The following is a 17,877-nucleotide window of genomic DNA, read 5'->3' on the forward strand; positions in this document are numbered from 1 at the left end:
GGGCCGGCAGGGGCTCAGACCTCCTGCCAGGCCGCGAGGGCCAGTCCCGGCTCGTCCTTCTGCCGGGCGATCCGCAGGTCCCCGTCAGGGGTCACCGTGGCGGCGGTGACACGGCCGTCCGCGTCCTCGGCGAGGGCCACGGCCGTGCCCGCCGGAACCTGCGGACCGGACTCCGTCCACCACAGGCCCGCCGACTCCTGCTCCGTCGGACACGCGGCGAAGGCGACCCGGCCGGAAGCCGAACGCTGGGCGAGCAGGGTGCAGTCGTGGCCCTCCAGGGTGCAGCGCAGCAGCGCCGCGGGGCCGGGCCCGGCCGCCGCGAGCAGCGGAACGGGTTCCGTGTCCGGACGCCAGGCGTGGAGCATGCCCTCGGGGTCCGCGAAGAACAGCGTGGTGTGCTCCTTGGAGGTGGGCAGCGCGCTGAGCGTGCCCGGCTCCACGCGCACCGGCAGCGGGTCGGCCGGGACGGGGGGCGCCCCCGCCTCCCCCGGGAGCCAGCGCAGGATGCCCGCCGGACTGGTGCCGTACAGCTCGACGCGGCCCGACTCCCCCGTCACGGCGGTGAGTTGCTCGTGCACGTCGGTCCCGCCGAGGTCGGCCCAGGCGTTCCAGCCGCCGCGCTCCTTCTGGATGAGGGCGCGTACGCCGTGGCCGCGGTCGCGGACGAAGACGTGGGCGCGGCCCTCCGCGTCGACGGCCACGGCGGGCATGCCGGTGCGCGCGCCGGCTCTGTCGGGGTGGCCGACCGGGTTCCAGTCGAGGGCGGCGAGGTGGACGCGGAAGTGCGTGGAGTGGACGAGGCCCGCTTCCTGGGCCTTGGTGGGCCGCCAGGACACGAGGTGCGCGTAGCCGTCGGAGCCGTGTCCCACGGCGAGTCCGGGGTGCAGGCGCTGGTCGCCGCCGACCTTGCGCCAGGGCAGCCAGGTGTCGCCGCCCGGGCGGCGTTCCGCCCTGCACCACACCGCGTCGTCACGGGTGGCGTAGACGCCGAGTCGGCCGTCGCGGGCGCGGATGAGCCAGTCGCCGTTCACTGTACGGACCATTGACACGGCTCCACTCTAATCCGGCGGCCGGCGCCGTCCTCGGGCGGGCCGGGCGTGGGACGCTGGGGGCATGAGTGACGTGCTGCTGGTCGTCGTGGATGCCGCGAACGTCGTCGGGTCGGTGCCGGACGGGTGGTGGCGGGACCGGCGGGGGGCGGCGGAGCGGCTGCGGGACCGGCTGGCGGTGGACGGGATGCCGGGGCGGGACGGACCGCTGGAGATCGTGCTGGTGGTGGAGGGGGCGGCCCGGGGAGTGGCCTCCGTGCCGGGGGTGCGGGTGGAGTCGGCCCCGGGGAGCGGCGACGACCACATGGTGGAGCTGGTCGCGCGGGCGGGCGGACGGCCGGTGCTGGTGGTCACCGCGGACCGTGAACTGCGGCGCAGGGTCGGGGAGTTGGGGGCGGAGGTGGCGGGCCCGCGGACGGTTCGTCCCTGAGCGCCTGTGGGTGTGCCGCGCCCTGTCGTGGGGCGGCCGCGGGTGCGTTGTGGCTGGTCGCGCAGTTCCCCGCGCCCCTGGGTGGGTGCAGGCGACGTCTGCTGGGACCAACCCCTGGCGACCCGCAGCCGCCCTCTGTTCCCTGGAGCTACTCCGTCTCGGCCCGCTGGTTGAGGCGGCTGTGCGTCCGGCCGTACAGGAAGTACACGGCGAACCCGAGCACCATCCAGACGGCGAACCGCAGCCACGTCTCCGCCGGCAGGTTGAGCATCAGCCAGAGGGAGGCGGCCACCGACAGGATCGGGATGACCGGCACCCACGGGGTGCGGAAGGCCCGGGGCAGGTCGGGGCGGGACTTGCGGAGGATGATCACGCCGATGGCGACGACCACGAACGCGAACAGGGTGCCGATGTTGACCAGTTCGGCGAGCTCGCTCAGGGGCGTGAAGCCGGCGACGATCGCGATGATCACGCCGAGCAGGATGGTCGGGCGGTGCGGGGTGCGGAACTTCGGGTGGACGTGGGAGAAGAACGTGGGCAGCAGTCCGTCCCGGCTCATCGCGAAGAAGACCCGGGTCTGGCCCAGCAGCAGGATCATGCACACCGTCGTGAGGCCGACCGCCGCGCCGAAGCTGATGAAGCCCGCGAACCAGGGGTGGCCGGTGGCCTTGAAGGCGTCCGCGAGCGGGGCCGTGATCGACAGGTCCGTGTACTTCTGCATGCCGGTCACGACGATCGACACCGCCACGTAGAGGGTGGTGCAGATGAGGAGGGAGCCGAGGATGCCGCGGGGCATGTCGCGCTGCGGGTTCCTGGTCTCCTCGGCGGCCGTGGCGACGACGTCGAAGCCGATGAAGGCGAAGAAGACGACGGAGGCGGCGGTGAAGATGCCCATCACGCCGAAGTTGGAGGGCGCCCAGCCGAACATGAGCTGGATCAGCGGCGACTGGAGACTGTCGCCGGCCGGCACGTCCTGCGCCTTCGGGACGAACGGGTGGTAGTTGTCGCCCTTGACGAAGAAGGCACCGGCGATGATCACGGTCAGCACGACCGTCACCTTGACGGCCACGACCAGCGAGGTCACCCGCGCGGAGAGCTTGGTGCCGAGCACGAGGATGCCGGTGAGCACCAGGACGAGCGCGGCGGCCAGGATGTCGAAGCCGAAGCCGTCGGCCCCGTCCCTGCTGCCGAGCGCCGCCGGCAGGTGCCAGCCCGCGTTGTCCAGCAGCGAGGCGATGTAGCCGGACCAGCCGACGGACACCACCGCCGTGCCCAGCGCGAACTCCAGGACCAGGTCCCAGCCGATGATCCAGGCGGGCAGTTCGCCGAGGGAGGCGTAACTGAAGGTGTACGCCGAGCCGGCCACCGGGACGGTGGAGGCGAACTCGGCGTAGCAGAGCGCGGCGAGCGCGCAGACGACGCCGGCCACGACGAAGGCCAGGGCGACCGCCGGGCCGGCGTTGTTCTTGGCGACGGTGCCGGTCAGGACGAAGATGCCGGTGCCGATGATCACACCGACGCCGAAGACGGTCAGATCCAGCGCGGACAAGGACTTCTTGAGCGCGTGCTCTGGCTCCTCGGTATCGAGGATGGACTGCTCGACCTTCTTCGTCCGGAAGAGGGTGCTGCTCACGGGACCTCCCACGCTGTGTCGTCCTCGACATGATCGAGAGGGGGCGTAGGTCGTATGCCCCGGCACGGCGGGATTCACGCGAACGGGCCGGTCACGCCACTGTCAAGAGTGGCGTGACCGGCCCGTTCGGGCGTACCGGGGCGTCAGTCGCGGGCGGGCTGCGCCTCGGCCGGGGCGCTGTCGTACCGGCCGTCCAGCTTCGAGACCAGGCCGGTGACCTGGCGGGCGATGTCGGGGGCGGTGAGCCCGATCTCCGCCATGATCTCGGCGCGGGAGGCGTGGTCGAGGAAGCGCGGCGGGATGCCGAAGTCGCGCAGCGGGACGTCGACGCCCGCGTCGCGCAGGGCCTGTGCGATCGCCGAGCCGACTCCGCCGACGCGGCTGTTGTCCTCGACGGTGACGACCACGCGGTGCCGCTCCGCGAGCGGGGCCATGGCCTCGTCGACGGGCTTGACCCAGCGCGGGTCGACGACGGTGGTGGAGATGCCCTGCTTGTCGAGGAGGGCGGCGATCTCCAGGCACATCGGGGCGAGGGCGCCGACGGAGACGAGGAGCACGTCGGGCCTGTCCGTCCCCGGCTCGCGCAGCACGTCCATGGAGCCGACGGTGCCCACCGCGGGTACGGCGGGGCCCACGACGCCCTTGGAGTAGCGCAGCACGGTCGGCGCGTCGTCGACCTGGACGGCCTCGCGCAGCTGGGCGCGCAGCTGCTCGGCGTCGCGCGGGGCGGCGAGCCGGAGCGTGGGCACGACCTGGAGCATCGACATGTCCCACATGCCGTTGTGCGAGGCGCCGTCGTCGCCGGTGACGCCGGCCCGGTCGAGGACGAAGGTCACCCCGCACTTGTGCAGGGCGACGTCCATGAGGACCTGGTCGAAGGCGCGGTTGAGGAAGGTGGCGTAGACGGCGAAGACGGGGTGCAGCCCACCGGTGGCCAGGCCCGCCGCGGACACGGCGGCGTGCTGTTCGGCGATGCCGACGTCGTAGATGCGGTCCGGGAAGGTGTCCGCGAACTTCTTCAGGCCGACCGGCTGGAGCATGGCCGCGGTGATGGCGACGATGTCCTCGCGCTCCTGGCCCAGCTTGACCATCTCGTCGCCGAAGACGGAGGTCCAGCTCGCGGCGGCGGCCTTGATGGGCAGGCCGGTGTCGGGGTGGATGGGGCCGATGCCGTGGAAGCGGTCGGCCTCGTCCTGCTCGGCGGGCTCGTAGCCGCGGCCCTTCTCGGTGAGGCAGTGCACGATCACCGGGCCGTTGAACCGCTTGGCGCGGGCCAGCGCCGACTCCAGCGCCTCGATGTCGTGGCCGTCGATGGGGCCGACGTACTTCAGGCCGAGGTCCTCGAACATGCCCTGGGGCGCGATGAAGTCCTTGAGGCCCTTCTTGGCGCCGTGCAGGGTCTCGTAGAGCGGGCGGCCGACGACCGGGGTGCGCTCCAGGAGGTCCTTGCCGCGGGCCAGGAAGCGCTCGTAGCCGTCGGTGGTGCGCAGGGTCGCCAGGTGGTTCGCGAGGCCGCCGATGGTCGGCGCGTAGGAGCGCTCGTTGTCGTTGACGACGATGACGAGCGGGCGGTCCTTGGCGTCGGCGATGTTGTTCAGCGCCTCCCAGGCCATTCCGCCGGTCAGGGCGCCGTCACCGATGACGGCGACGACGTGGTCGTCCCGTTTGAGCACCTGGTTGGCCTTGGCGAGCCCGTCGGCCCAGCCGAGGACCGTGGAGGCGTGGCTGTTCTCGATGACGTCGTGCTCGGACTCGGCGCGCGAGGGGTAGCCGGACAGGCCGCCCTTGGAGCGCAGCTTCGAGAAGTCGTGGCGTCCGGTGAGCAGCTTGTGCACGTACGCCTGGTGCCCTGTGTCGAAGAGCACCCGGTCCTTGGGCGAGTCGAAGACCCGGTGCAGCGCGATGGTCAGCTCGACCACACCGAGGTTGGGGCCGAGGTGGCCGCCGGTCTTGGAGACGGCGCCGACGAGGAAGCTCCTGATCTCCTCCGCCAGCTGGTCCAGCTCCTCAAGGCTGAGCCGGTCCAGATCGCGCGGTCCCCTGATACGGGTCAGCAGCGGCACCCGTGCCTCCTTGCATTAGAGCTGATCGAGCTTTGCCGGGCGTGTCGAGTCTAATGTCCTACGACAACAGTCTTGCCCGGCACCTCGCGGGTGCCGGGCAAGACGATCGAGCCGGAAGGGCGCTGCCCTGCGGTGTTATCCGCGACCGGCGGCCTTCTGGGACCTTCGGGACACCGAGTCGATGACGACCGCGCCCAGCAGAACACCACCGGTGATCATGTACTGGATGGACTGGTTCATGTTCAGCAGGTCCAGACCCGTCTGGATCGACTGGATGACCAGCATGCCCAGCAGCGCGGACCACACGGAGCCGCGGCCGCCGAACAGCGAGGTACCACCGATGACGGCCGCCGCGATGGCGAGCATCAGGGTGTTGCCGCCACCGGCGCTCAGCGTGGCGCTGGCGGTCTGACCGGCGAAGAACATGCCGCCGATCGCCGCGAAGCCGCCGGAGATGGCGAACACGGTGATCCGGATCATCGGCACGTTGATACCGGCACGGCGGGCCGCCTCGATGCCGCCGCCGACCGCGAAGACCTTGCGGCCGTACGTGGTGCGGCGCAGCACGAAGTCCACGATCACCAGGGCGGCCAGGAAGATCACCAGGGCGTTGGTGACACCGGAGGAGTCGTTCAGCACCGCCGCCGTGACGAAGGACGCCACCGCGAGCGCGCCGACGCGCACCAGGATCTCGCTGGTCGGCCGGAAGGGCACGCCCGCGGCCTTGCGGCGGCGCTGCTCGCCGAAGTTCCCGACGAGGGTCAGGACGACACCGAGACCGGCCAGCAGGTACGCGCCGATGATGGCCTGGTCCATGAAGAACGAGTTCTGGCCCAGCAGGTGGACCGGGCCCGAGTCGGACGGGATGTTGATGGTGCCGCTGGAGCCCAGCAGCCACAGCATCAGACCGTTCCAGCCGAGGAAGCCGGCCAGGGTGACGACGAACGCCGGCACACCGATCTTCGCGAAGAACCAGCCGTGCAGGGCGCCGACGACGATACCGGTGATGACCGCCAGGACCAGCGACAGCCAGGGGTTCATGCCGTGTTCGACGACGAACACCGCGAACAGGGTGGACGCCAGACCGCTGACCGAGCCGACCGACAGGTCGATCTCGCCGAGCAGCAGGACGAACACCAGGCCGATGGCGAGCATGCCGGTGGCCGACAGGTAGTAGCTGATGTTGGAGAGGTTGTCGGCGCTCAGGAAGCGGTCGTTCTGGAGCTGGAAGATCGTCCAGATGATGATCAGACCGATCACCACCGGCAGGGAGCCCAGCTCACCGCCCTTGACCTTGCGCGTGAACTCGGTCCAGTAGCCCTTGAAGCCTTCTTCACGGACCAGCAGCCGGGGATCGACGACGGCGATCGACGCGGCGGTGGGGTCGTCGGCCGGGGCGACGGTGGACTGCTGCCCCTCCGCCGCGTCCGCCTTGGAAACCTTGGATGTGTCGCTCACTTCGCGGCCTCCGTGCTGCGACGCCCCGCACGACGGGTCACGGCGTTGTCCGTGGCACCGGTGATGGCGGAGATGATCTCTTCCTGACTGGTGTCCTTCACCGGGAAGGAGCCGTTGTTCCTGCCCAGACGCAGCACGGCGACCGTGTCGGCGACAGCCTTCACGTCGGCCATGTTGTGGCTGATGAGGATGACGCCGAGGTTGCGCTCGCGCAGCCGCTCGACGAGGTCGAGGACCTGTGCGGTCTGCTCGACACCGAGGGCGGCGGTGGGCTCGTCCAGGATGACGACCTTGGGGTCGCCGATCAGGGCGCGCGCGATGGCGACGACCTGGCGCTGACCGCCGGACAGACTCGCGATCGGGATGCGCACGCTCGGGATGCGGATGGAGAGCGTGCTCAGCAGCTCGCGGGCCTTCTTCTCCATCGTGACCTCGTCGATGATGCCGCGGTGCAGCAGCTCGCGTCCGAGGTAGAGGTTGCCGACCACGTCGAGGTTGTCGCACAGGGCGAGGTCCTGGTAGACCGTCGCGACGCCGAGTCCCTGGGCGTCGTGCGGCTTGTTGATGCTGACCGGGTTGCCGTCCCACTCGATGACACCCTCATCGATGGGGTGGACACCGGCGATCGTCTTGACCAGCGTGGACTTTCCGGCGCCGTTGTCGCCGACCAGGGCGACCACTTCTCCGGCGTGGACCTCCAGTTCGACATCGGTGAGGGCCTGCACCGCACCGAATCGCTTGGAGACTCCGCGCAACGCCAGCACGGGCGTAGCGGACACGTGAACCATCTCCTTCGCCGCCTGACCGGCGGGGATGCCGCGCTTGGGGTAAGGCGCGGAGGGGTTGTGCTCGGGACACTCAGGCTCGTAGCACTCGACTGACGAGTTGTGTCGTGAGCACGGATTTACTAGTCGAACATGCGCGCGGCCGGTGCCTCTTGGCAACGGCTGCGTCCGTCGTGCTTCCGTCCGGCGCCCGCCCCGCAGCGGGGTATGAAGGCGGTGCGGGCGCCGGACAGGCTCTGTGCCTGCCTGCCGGGGCAGGTCCGTCGAAGGACTCGCCCCGGTGGCTCAGCGGGACCTACTGAAGGCCGGCCTTCTTGCACGCGGCGGCGTAGTCCGCGGTGCAGATGTCGGCGACGGTGTACAGACCGTCCTTGACGACCGTGTCCTTGATGTTCTTCACGGTGACCGAGACCGGGGTCAGGAGCTTCGCCTGGACCTTGTCGCCGGAGCCGCTGGTGACCTCGGTGTCGGCGAGGGACTTGATGTCCTTGCCCTGGAGCAGGTTGACCGCGAGCTCGGCGGCGTTGTCGGCCTCGCCCTTGTAGGGCTTGTAGATGGTGGCCGACTGGGTGCCGGCGACGATCCGCTGGATGGCGGCGAGCTCGGCGTCCTGACCGGTCAGCGGGATGTTGCTGATGCCGGCGCCCTTGAGGGTGTTGGCGATACCACCGGCCATGCCGTCGTTGGCGGCGTAGACGCCCGCGATGTTCTTGGCACCGAGCTGCGTGATGGCCGCGGACATCTTCTGCGCGGCGACGGTGTCCTTCCACAGGCCGGACTGCTCGTAGGCGATCTTGACCTTGCCGTCGAGGACCTTGTGCGCGCCTTCCTTGAACTGCGCGGCGTTCGGGTCGGCCTCGTCACCGTTGATCATGACGACGTTGGCCTTGGGGGTCGCCTTGGAGCCGAGGGCGTCGAGCAGGGCCTGGCCCTGGAGCTCGCCGACCTTGACGTTGTCGAAGGAGACGTACGCGGAGACCGGGCCCTGGGCCAGACGGTCGTACGCGACGACCTTGACGCCCTTGCTCACCGCGGAGGCGATGGAGGACTTGATGGCGGCGGAGTCCTGGGCGGAGACGACGATGACCTTGACGCCCTTGGTCACCATGCTGCTCATCTGCTGGGCCTGCTTGGCCGGGTCGGCCGCGGCGTTGGCGTAGGAGACGGTGCAGTCGCTGCACAGCTCCTTGACCTTCGCCTCGAAGTACGGCTTGTCGAACTTCTCGTACCGCGCGGTGACGTTGTCGGGCAGGAGCAGACCGATGGACTTGCCGCCGGCACCGGAGCTGCTGCTGTCACTGCCGTTGTCGTCGTCGCCGGCCTTGCCACAGGCGGCGACCGAGACGGCGAGGGCCGAGATCGCTACGGACACGGCGGCACGACGCATGAGCGTGTTCACTTGAGAAACCTCCCTGACGAGGCCGCGTCGTTGCGGCCGAGGTGGCTGGAAGTCAACTCGGCCACACGTGCGACGTCAAGAAGTAAATACTTAACGAGATGGCAACGACGTCGTGCGTTCTCTAAGTGAACGCAGGCGCCGCAGCGTGCAGCGTGCTGTCCAAAAGGGTCGAATCACCCATCTCGCTGAGGGCGAGGGCGAGTGCTCCGAGCACCTCCGCACGACCTCCAAGTGCCCCTGGAAGCACGGACAGTTGACGTGCCGCACTGGGGATCGCGTAGCGGCCGACGGACTCCCGGATCGGTCCGAGCACCAGCTCACCGGCCTCGGCGAGATCACCGCCCAGGACGACTCGGCTCGGGTTCAGCAAATTGCAGAGATTGGCGACTCCACTGCCGATGTGTCGGCCGACGTCGGCGATCACCCGACGGCAGCCAGGGTCTCCGTCCCGCGCGAGTCGAACAACGCCTTCCATGGTGAGATCGGTGCCGTGGCTGGACTGGAGCAGCGGCAGCACATAGCGCGCGGCCGCAAACGTCTCCAGGCAGCCACGGTTGCCGCAACGGCAGACGGGGCCGGACTCATCAAGAGTAATATGCCCGATTTCTCCCGCTGTGCCACCCGGGCCCCGGTAGATCTTGCCGCTGATCACCAGGCCCGCCCCGACACCGCTCGCGACCTTGATGTACGCCAGGTCGCGCACCCCCCGGCCGCTGCCCCAGACCAGCTCGCCGAGGGCGCCGAGATTGGCGTCGTTGTCCACGTGGACGGGCACGCCGAGCCGTTCCTGGAGCTCCTCGGCGGGCTTGGTGCCGATCCAGCCCGGCAGGATGGCGGAGGAGCCCAGGGAGCCCGACTCCACGTCGATCGGCCCGGGCACGCCGAGGCCCACCCCGGCGATCTTCGAGCGGTCCACGCCGGTCGCCTCGATCAGCCGGGTGACGAGCTGCTCCGCCCGGTCGAAGCCCTGACTGGAGGAGGCGTCCACGTCCAGCGGCTCGGACTCCTCGGCGAGCACCTGATGGGCGAGGTTCCCGACCGCGACGCGCAAATGGGTGTGCCCGAAGTCCACTCCTATGACGATGCCCGCGTCTCCGCTCAGGGAGACCGCACGGGCCCGCCGGCCACCCGCCGACGTGGGCGTGACCTCGACGGTTCCGCCGTCCTTGAGCTCGCGGACGATGTTGGAGACGGTCGCGGCGGACAGTCCCGTGGTCCGTGCGATCTCCGCCTGCGTGAGCGACCCGGCCAGCCGGACGGCTCGGACGACCCGTTCCAGGTTGGCCCGATGCAGTGACGACTGCGACCCCGGAGTCTCCACGACGACCTCCTGCGCGCGGGACCGCACCAATGAGGCCCCGTCTATGTCCAACTAGTGAACTCTAAGCTGAGCCGTTCGGGTCGCCTCCCGTCAAGAGGTTGAACAGTATCCGGGGCGTAGGGCACACGTGAGCGCACCGTCACCGAAGCCGGGAACGGTGCGCCGCCGTGCGCTCGCGGAGCGCTACTTCAGGGTCGCCGAAGTCAGGCCCGCCTGCACCTGGCGCTGGAAGGACAGGTACACCACCAGCATGGGGATCATGGCGATGGTCACCCCCGCGAAGAGCACCGGAAGGTCCGAGGCGTACCCCATCTGCTGCTGGAGCTGGATCAGTCCCTGGGTGAGCACATAGCGCTCCGGATCGTCGCCGCTCTGCGGCTGCATCAGCACCGTGGGCAGGATGAACTGGTTCCACTGGCCGAGGGTGTTGAAGATGCCGACGCTGATCAGCCCCGGCTTCGCCATCGGCAGCATCACCTGGAAGAAGGTGCGGGTGTGCGAGGCGCCGTCGAGGACCGCGGCCTCGAACACGGCCGTGGGCAGCGTCCGGAAGAACGCGTGCATGAAGAACACCGTGAACGGCATCGAGTAGGCGACGTACACCAGGATCAGCCCCTGGTAGGTGTTCAGCATGTCCAGCCGCTTCACCATGAAGAACAGCGGGACCAGGGCCAGGAACACCGGGAACATCGCGCCGGCGACGAAGAAGAAGTACAGGAACCTGTTGCCCCAGAACTCGTAGCGCGCCAGGACGTAGGCGGCCATGGAGCCCAGCAGCATCGTCAGCGGTACCGAGAAGACCAGCACGATGACGGTGTTCAGGAAGTAGTCGCCGATGCCCTTGTCCCAGGCCCGCCCGAAGACGTCCAGGGACCAGTTCTGCGGCCAGCCGAAGGCCGAGCCGCCGATCTGGGCGTCGGTCTTGAAGGAGCTGAGCACCAGCCACAGCAGTGGCAGCACGATCAGCAGGGCCCACAGCGCGAGGAAGCCGTGCGAGAAGGCGTTCAGGACGACGCCCTCGCTGCGTTCGCTGCCGGGGCGGACCGGGGCGGTGCCCGGGGTCCGCTGGGCCGGGACGGCGGCGGTCTCCTTGATGGGTGCGCTCATCGTCGTATCTCTCCCGCTCAGAACTCGACGCGGTCGCGGCGGGTGGCACGCAGCATGACCACGGACAGGACCAGGGTGAGCAGCAGCATGACGACGCCCATCGCACAGGCGTATCCGCTCTTGCCGAAGTACTGGAAGTTGCGCATCATCACCGTCGACATCACGTCGCTGTGATGGTCGGGGCCGCCGCCGTAGGCGCCCATGTTCTGGGTCATCGACGACACCAGTACGAACATGTCCATCGCGACGATGCCCAGATAGACCCAGGCGGTCTGCACGGTGTCCCACAGCAGGGGCAGGGTGATGCGGAAGAAGGACTGGTTGCGGCCCGCGCCGTCGATCAGCGCGGCCTCGTAGATGTCCTTCGGGATGGACTGCATGGCGGCCGAGAACAGCACCAGGTAGAAGCCGACGCCGTGCCAGACCACGGCGATGACCAGCATCCACAGCACCAGATTCGGCTCGTTGAGCCATTCCATCGGATTCTCGGCGTCGACCAGGCCGAGTTTGATCAGGAATCCGTTGAGGAGACCGCCGCCGTCACTGCGGTACACCGCGTTGAACAGCACGGCGACGATCGCCAGCGACAGCACCTGCGGAAAGAAGTAGACGACTTTGTAGATCTGCGATCCGGCGACTCCCCGCACCCCGCCGGCCTTGCTGCGCCCGCCCGCGTTCAGCATGAACGCGAAGAACAGGGCGAGCAGAATGGTGATCACCGGGATGAAGATCAGGAACAGGATGTTGTGCCAGATGGCCTGCATGAAGACGTCGTCCTGGAACAGCGCCTTGTAGTTGTCCAGGCCGATGAACTTGAACGTCTGCGACTGCCCCTTCCAGTCGGTCAGCGAATAGCCGATCGTCTGGATGTAGGGCCAGATCACGAAGATCAGGTAGAGCGCCACGGGAGCGAAGAGAAATCCCCCGACGAACCTGTACTGCCCTTTGCGCATTGGCGATTCCTGCCCCTGGTGTCCCTTCCCGGGCCGGAGTGCTCCGGCCCGGGAAACGGCGTTGCGGTCAGTCCCGGTGGTTCTTCTTGGAGGCCGGGTCCTTGGCCTGCTTGTCGACCGCGGCCTGGGCCCGCTTCAGCCACTCCTTCGGCTGGATGCGCTTGGCCATCAGCTCGTTGGACGCGGCCTCGATCGCCGCTCCCATCTCGCTGTACCACTCGGTGTACAGGTATCGGAAGGTGTCGTCACCGGCCGCCTTGGACGCCTCGACGGTGGACTGGGTGCCGGGGCGCAGCTTCACGCTCGGGTCCACGCCGTCCTTGAGGATGGTGAGGGAGTTGGCCTCCTTGGCGAAGAGCGTCGACCACTCCTTGGAGAGCATGCGGCGCATGAACTCCTTGGCGCCCGGCAGGTTCTTGGCCTTCGCCGGGATGATGAAGGGCTCGCCGGAACCGGCCCGGATCGCCTCGAAGGGCAGCGCGCTGTCGGGCAGCAGGGGCATCGGCATGAACTTCATGTCGAAGTCCGCGGGCGTCTGCTTGAGCTGCTCGTTCTCCAGCCAGGAACCGCAGGTGATGAAGGCGGCCTTGTACTGGTTCCAGCGGGTCTGCGACTCGGTGTGGGTGAGGCCGTTGGTGCCCGGCATCAACAGGCCCTTCTCCACCACCTCGTAGATCGCCTCGACGCCGGCCTGGGCCGCGTCCGAGCCCACGAAGGCCTTCGGGTCGAGGTTGTCGATCGCCTTCATGGCGTCCAGACCGCCCTTCTTGGCGATCAGGTCCATGATGGCGACGTTGATGTAGTACGGGTACTTGCCCTGGTGGGCGAGGCCGCCGATGCCCTGCTTCTTGGCGTCCTGGCACACCGCGAGGAAGTCGTCCCAGGTCTTGGGCTCCTCCCAGCCCTTCTCCTTGAAGAGCTTGCCGGAGTACCACAGGCCCCAGACGGTGTAGATGTAGTTGAGGGCGACGACCTTGCCGCCCTGGAGGCCCGCGTCGAGGGTCCCCGGGATGATCAGGTCGCGGACCTTCTTGCTCGGGTCGTCGATGGCGGGTGCGTCCAGGACCTCGGCGAGGTCGAGCAGCTGCCCGTTCTTGTAGAGGACGTCGACCTTGATCTGCTGGGCGCCGGAGTCGTCGACGATGTCCGGCGGGTTGCCGGCGTTGAAGCGCGGCTGGAGCTTTCCGGTGATCTCCTGGGTGCCGGTGTGGGTGGAGGTGATCCCGAGCTTCTTCTGGAAATCGGCCTCCCACGCCTTGGCGTAGTCGTCGCCGTAGCCGCCCTTGAAGATCACGACGTCGAGCTTGCTGCCCTTCGCCGCGCCGAAGGGGTTGTCCTTCGAGGTGGTGCCCTTGGTGCTGTCGTCACTCGAATCGTCGCCGCCGCCGCTCGCGCAGGCGGACAGGAAACCGGTCGCGGGAACGGCGGCCAGTCCGAGTGCGGCGGACCGCTTGATCAGATCGCGGCGGCCGACACCCGCGTCACCGTGGCTTTCTGCGGAAGTGGATCCCATGCTCAAGTCCTCGCCTTCTCCAGGACTCAGGCGGTGAACCGGATCCTCCCCGGCACCGCGGTCAGGTCAAGCAGGTTCGTGCAGGAGGTACGTGCAAGTGGGGTGAATCGCCGACAGGTATAGTCCACTTCCGGCCGAGTGAGCAAGATCGAATGCAATGTTGGTCTTGGGTGTTCTCTAGTTGAGACCTCGCGGAAATATGAGCGCCCTGTGCGAAGCTTGCCGGAAAAATCCGCGACATAGGCCCCGAATGCCGCACCCAACGCCCTTGACATCACTGTCCACTTGGGCCCCTACTGATCCTTGCACGGATTGTGTGACAACGTTGTCCGTCCTTGTGCAGGGAGGGTACTCGCCGATGGATCGGTACAGAACTCGGCTCAGACGGAGTACGGCGGTCGTGATCACGGCCGCCTTTTGCGTGACGGTGGGCTCGCAGGGCGCGGCGGTCGCCCTGCCCGAGGCTCCCGCCCCCGCCGACGAGGGGTTCGCCTCCTCCTTCGAGGCGGGAGAGCCGGCGCCCGACTGGCTCAGCACGGTCGACGGCGGCAGGGCCTCCGGCGTCGACGGCGGTTACCGCACCGGTATCCCGGGCAATGTCACCGACCGGGTCACCGACATCCGGGCGAGCGCCGAGAACGCCTCCGGGGGCGAGGTGAAGGAGAACCTCGCCGACAGCGAGCCGGGCACCAAGTGGCTGGCCTTCGCGTCCACCGGCTGGGCGGAGTTCGACCTGGACAAGCCGGTGAAGGCGGTCACCTACGCGCTCACCTCGGCCAACGACTTCGCCGAGCGCGACCCGAGGGACTGGACGCTCAAGGGCTCCACCGACGGCAAGGACTGGAAGACCCTCGACACCCGGACGGGCGAGACCTTCGCCGAGCGGTTCCAGACGAAGCCGTACGACATCCCGGCGGACGCCGTCGCCGAGTACCGGCACTTCCGGCTGGAGATCACGAAGAACAACGGCGCCTCCGGGATCCTCCAGCTCGCCGACCTCCAGCTCTCCACGGGCGAGAACGAGGGGCCGGTGCCCCCGGACATGCTGTCCCTCGTCGACCGCAGCCCGACCGGATCGCCCACCGCCAAGGCGGCCGCGGGATTCACCGGAAAGAAGTCCCTGCGTTACGCCGGACGGCACACGGCCGAGGGGCGGGCGTACTCGTACAACAAGATCTTCGACGTGAACGTGCGGGTCGACCGGCTGACCCGGCTGTCGTACCGGATCTACCCGTCGATGGTGGACGGCGACCGGGACTACGACTCGACCAACGTGTCGGTGGACCTCGCCTTCACCGACGGCACCTTCCTGAGCGACCTCGGGGCGCGTGACCAGCACGGATTCACGCTCTCGCCGCGCGGGCAGGGCGCCTCGAAGACGCTCTACGTCAACCAGTGGAACAACGTGGTCGCGCGGATCGGATCGGTCGCGGCGGGGAAGACCGTCGACCGGATCCTCGTCGCCTACGACTCCCCGAGCGGGCCCGCGAAGTTCCGGGGCTGGCTGGACGACATCACGCTGGAGCGGGCCGCGCCCGAGAAGCCCAGGGCGCACCTGTCCGACTACGCACTGACCACCCGGGGCACCAACTCCAGCGGCGGTTTCTCGCGCGGCAACAACTTCCCGGCGACGGCCGTGCCGCACGGCTTCAACTTCTGGACGCCGGTGACCAACGCGTCCTCGCTGAGCTGGCTGTACGACTACGCACGTGCGAACAACGACGACAACCTGCCGACGATCCAGGCGTTCAGCGCGAGCCACGAGCCGAGCCCGTGGATGGGCGACCGGCAGACCTTCCAGGTGATGCCGTCGGCCGCCGCCGGCACCCCGGACACCGGCCGGGAGGCACGCGAGCTGGCGTTCCGGCACGAGAACGAGACCGCGCGGCCGTACTACTACGGGGTGCGGTTCGAGAACGGGCTGAAGGCGGAGATGGCGCCGACCGACCACGCGGCGGCCCTGCGCTTCAGCTTCCCCGGCGACGACGCGAGCGTCCTGTTCGACAACGTCACGGACCAGGCGGGCCTCTCGCTCGACAAGGACGCGGGGGTGATCACCGGGTACTCGGACGTGAAGTCCGGGCTGTCGACCGGGGCCACCCGGCTCTTCGTCTACGGCGTCTTCGACAAGCCGGTGACGGACGGATCGTCGAGCGGGGTCAAGGGATACCTGCGCTTCGACGCCGGCGCCGACCGGACCGTCACGCTGCGGCTCGCGACCTCGCTGATCAGCCTCGACCAGGCCAAGGACAACCTGCGCCAGGAGATCCCGGAGGGCACGTCCTTCGAGAGGGTCCGGGACCTGGCCCGGGGGCAGTGGGACCGGATCCTCGGCAAGGTCGAGGTGGAGGGCGCCACGCAGGACCAGCTCACCACGCTGTACTCCAGCCTGTACCGGCTGTACCTGTACCCCAACTCCGGCTTCGAGAAGGTGGGTTCGAAGTACCAGTACGCCTCGCCGTTCTCCCCGATGCCGTCCCCCGACACCCCGACGCACACCGGGGCGAAGATCGTGGACGGCAAGGTGTACGTCAACAACGGCTTCTGGGACACCTATCGGACCACGTGGCCGGCGTACTCGCTGCTGACGCCGTCTCAGGCGGGCGAGATGGTCGACGGTTTCGTCCAGCAGTACAAGGACGGCGGCTGGACCTCGCGCTGGTCCTCGCCGGGCTACGCGGACCTGATGACCGGCACCTCCTCGGACGTGGCCTTCGCGGACGCGTACGTCAAGGGCGTCGACTTCGACGCGAAGTCGGCGTACGACGCGGCCCTGAAGAACGCCACGGTCGCGCCCCCGTCCTCCGGTGTGGGACGCAAGGGCATGGAGACCTCGCCCTTCCTCGGCTACACCAGCACCGACACCCACGAGGGCCTGTCCTGGGCGCTGGAGGGTTACCTCAACGACTACGGCATCGCGCGGATGGGCCGGGCGCTCTACGCGAAGACCGGTGAGAAGCGCTACAAGGAGGAGTCGGAGTACTTCCTCAACCGGGCCCGGGACTACGTGAACCTCTTCGACGCCAAGGCCGGTTTCTTCCAGGGCCGGGACAAGACGGGTGAGTGGCGCGTCGAGTCCTCGAAGTACGACCCGCGTGTGTGGGGCTACGACTACACCGAGACCAACGGCTGGGGGTACGCCTTCACCGCCCCGCAGGACAGCCGGGGCCTCGCCAACCTGTACGGCGGCCGCTCCGGCCTCGCCGAGAAGCTGGACGAGTACTTCGCGACGCCGGAGACGGCCTCGCCGGAGTTCGTCGGCTCCTACGGCGGGGTCATCCACGAGATGACCGAGGCGCGGGACGTCCGGATGGGCATGTACGGCCACTCCAACCAGGTCGCCCACCACGTCAACTACATGTACGACGCGGCCGGCCAGCCGTGGAAGACGCAGAAGAACGTCCGTGAGGTGCTGTCGCGGCTGTACGTCGGCAGCGAGATCGGACAGGGCTACCACGGGGACGAGGACAACGGCGAGCAGTCGGCCTGGTACCTGTTCTCGGCACTGGGCTTCTACCCGCTGGTGATGGGCAGCGGCGAATACGCCGTCGGCTCCCCGCTGTTCACCAAGGCCACGGTCCATCTGGAGAACGGCCGGGACCTGGTGGTCAGGGCGCCGGAGAACAGTGCGCGGAACGTGTACGTGCAAGGCCTGAGGGTCAACGGCAAGCCCTGGAGGTCGACTTCGCTCCCCCATTCGGTCCTGGCCAAGGGCGCGGTCCTCGACTTCGACATGGGCCCCCGGCCGTCCAAGTGGGGCACGGGGAAGAACGCGGCCCCGGTGTCGATCACCCAGGACGACGAGGTGCCGACGCCGCGCGCGGACGTGCTCTCCGGTGACGGGCCGCTGTTCGACGACACGTCGGCCACGGACGCGGCCGTGACCTCGGTGGACCTTCCGGTGTCCGGCGAGGTCAAGGGGGTCCAGTACACGCTGACCTCGTCGTCGGACCGTACGAAGGCGCCGACCGGCTGGACGCTCCAGGGGTCGGACGACGGGACCACGTGGAAGACCCTGGACCGGCGGTCCGGGGAGACCTTCGCGTGGGACCGGCAGACCCGGGCGTTCTCCGTGAGGTCCGCGGGTACGTACGGGAAGTACCGTCTCGTGCTCGACGGTGAGGCGGTGGTCGCCGAAGTCGAACTGCTCGCCTGAGCAGCCGTGT

At 68.6% G+C, this 17,877-nt stretch carries 12 protein-coding genes; 2 read left to right on the top strand and 10 right to left on the bottom strand.

Translation table 11 applies throughout. From position 1 onward, the window contains the following. Positions 1–14: 14 nt before the first annotated feature. The gene (locus ACIQJT_RS30790; RefSeq protein WP_402649000.1) at positions 15–1,043 is read right to left on the bottom strand and encodes a hypothetical protein; all 1,029 of its coding nucleotides are present in this window, start codon (positions 1,041–1,043) and stop codon (positions 15–17) included. 70 nt (positions 1,044–1,113) lie between these two features. On the opposite strand from ACIQJT_RS30790, the gene ACIQJT_RS30795 reads away from it, so the two are divergent. Next, the gene (locus ACIQJT_RS30795; protein WP_402649003.1) at positions 1,114–1,479 is read left to right on the top strand and encodes an NTP pyrophosphohydrolase; all 366 of its coding nucleotides are present in this window, start codon (positions 1,114–1,116) and stop codon (positions 1,477–1,479) included. Between the two features lie 148 nt (positions 1,480–1,627). Here the strand turns inward: ACIQJT_RS30795 and ACIQJT_RS30800 are convergent, their stop codons facing one another. From ACIQJT_RS30800 to ngcE, 9 genes are all read right to left on the bottom strand, one after another. After that, a complete protein-coding gene (locus ACIQJT_RS30800; RefSeq protein WP_402649006.1) occupies positions 1,628–3,112 on the bottom strand; it encodes an amino acid permease in 1,485 nt (494 codons plus the stop codon). Positions 3,113–3,255: 143 nt separating this feature from the next. Next, positions 3,256–5,175, bottom strand: coding sequence for a 1-deoxy-D-xylulose-5-phosphate synthase (dxs, locus tag ACIQJT_RS30805; protein WP_365456746.1), 1,920 nt, complete (start codon positions 5,173–5,175; stop codon positions 3,256–3,258). Between the two features lie 135 nt (positions 5,176–5,310). Beyond that, on the bottom strand, positions 5,311–6,633 hold the full coding sequence (locus ACIQJT_RS30810) for an ABC transporter permease subunit (protein WP_365456743.1): 1,323 nt from the start codon (positions 6,631–6,633) through the stop codon (positions 5,311–5,313). Further along, the gene (locus ACIQJT_RS30815; RefSeq protein ID WP_365456740.1) at positions 6,630–7,421 is read right to left on the bottom strand and encodes an ATP-binding cassette domain-containing protein; all 792 of its coding nucleotides are present in this window, start codon (positions 7,419–7,421) and stop codon (positions 6,630–6,632) included. Before ACIQJT_RS30815 ends, ACIQJT_RS30810 begins: the two co-directional genes overlap by 4 nt. A 292-nt stretch (positions 7,422–7,713) precedes the next feature. After that, complete coding sequence (locus ACIQJT_RS30820; protein ID WP_053848901.1) at positions 7,714–8,805, bottom strand: sugar ABC transporter substrate-binding protein; 1,092 nt, start codon at positions 8,803–8,805, stop codon at positions 7,714–7,716. A gap of 133 nt (positions 8,806–8,938) precedes the next feature. Beyond that, the gene (locus tag ACIQJT_RS30825; RefSeq protein WP_053848895.1) at positions 8,939–10,138 is read right to left on the bottom strand and encodes an ROK family transcriptional regulator; all 1,200 of its coding nucleotides are present in this window, start codon (positions 10,136–10,138) and stop codon (positions 8,939–8,941) included. A gap of 183 nt (positions 10,139–10,321) precedes the next feature. Next, positions 10,322–11,245, bottom strand: coding sequence for a carbohydrate ABC transporter permease (locus tag ACIQJT_RS30830; protein WP_053848896.1), 924 nt, complete (start codon positions 11,243–11,245; stop codon positions 10,322–10,324). Between the two features lie 17 nt (positions 11,246–11,262). After that, the gene (locus tag ACIQJT_RS30835; RefSeq protein ID WP_402649011.1) at positions 11,263–12,198 is read right to left on the bottom strand and encodes a carbohydrate ABC transporter permease; all 936 of its coding nucleotides are present in this window, start codon (positions 12,196–12,198) and stop codon (positions 11,263–11,265) included. 67 nt (positions 12,199–12,265) lie between these two features. After that, entirely contained in the window at positions 12,266–13,711 is a 1,446-nt protein-coding gene (gene ngcE / locus ACIQJT_RS30840; RefSeq protein ID WP_402649014.1) for an N-acetylglucosamine/diacetylchitobiose ABC transporter substrate-binding protein, read from the bottom strand. Positions 13,712–14,069: 358 nt separating this feature from the next. Between ngcE and ACIQJT_RS30845 the strand changes: the two genes are divergently transcribed. After that, positions 14,070–17,867, top strand: coding sequence for a GH92 family glycosyl hydrolase (locus ACIQJT_RS30845; RefSeq protein ID WP_402649016.1), 3,798 nt, complete (start codon positions 14,070–14,072; stop codon positions 17,865–17,867). Positions 17,868–17,877: the final 10 nt, after the last annotated feature.

Source organism: Streptomyces sp. NPDC091972, assembly GCF_044756385.1.
GTDB lineage: Bacteria > Actinomycetota > Actinomycetes > Streptomycetales > Streptomycetaceae > Streptomyces.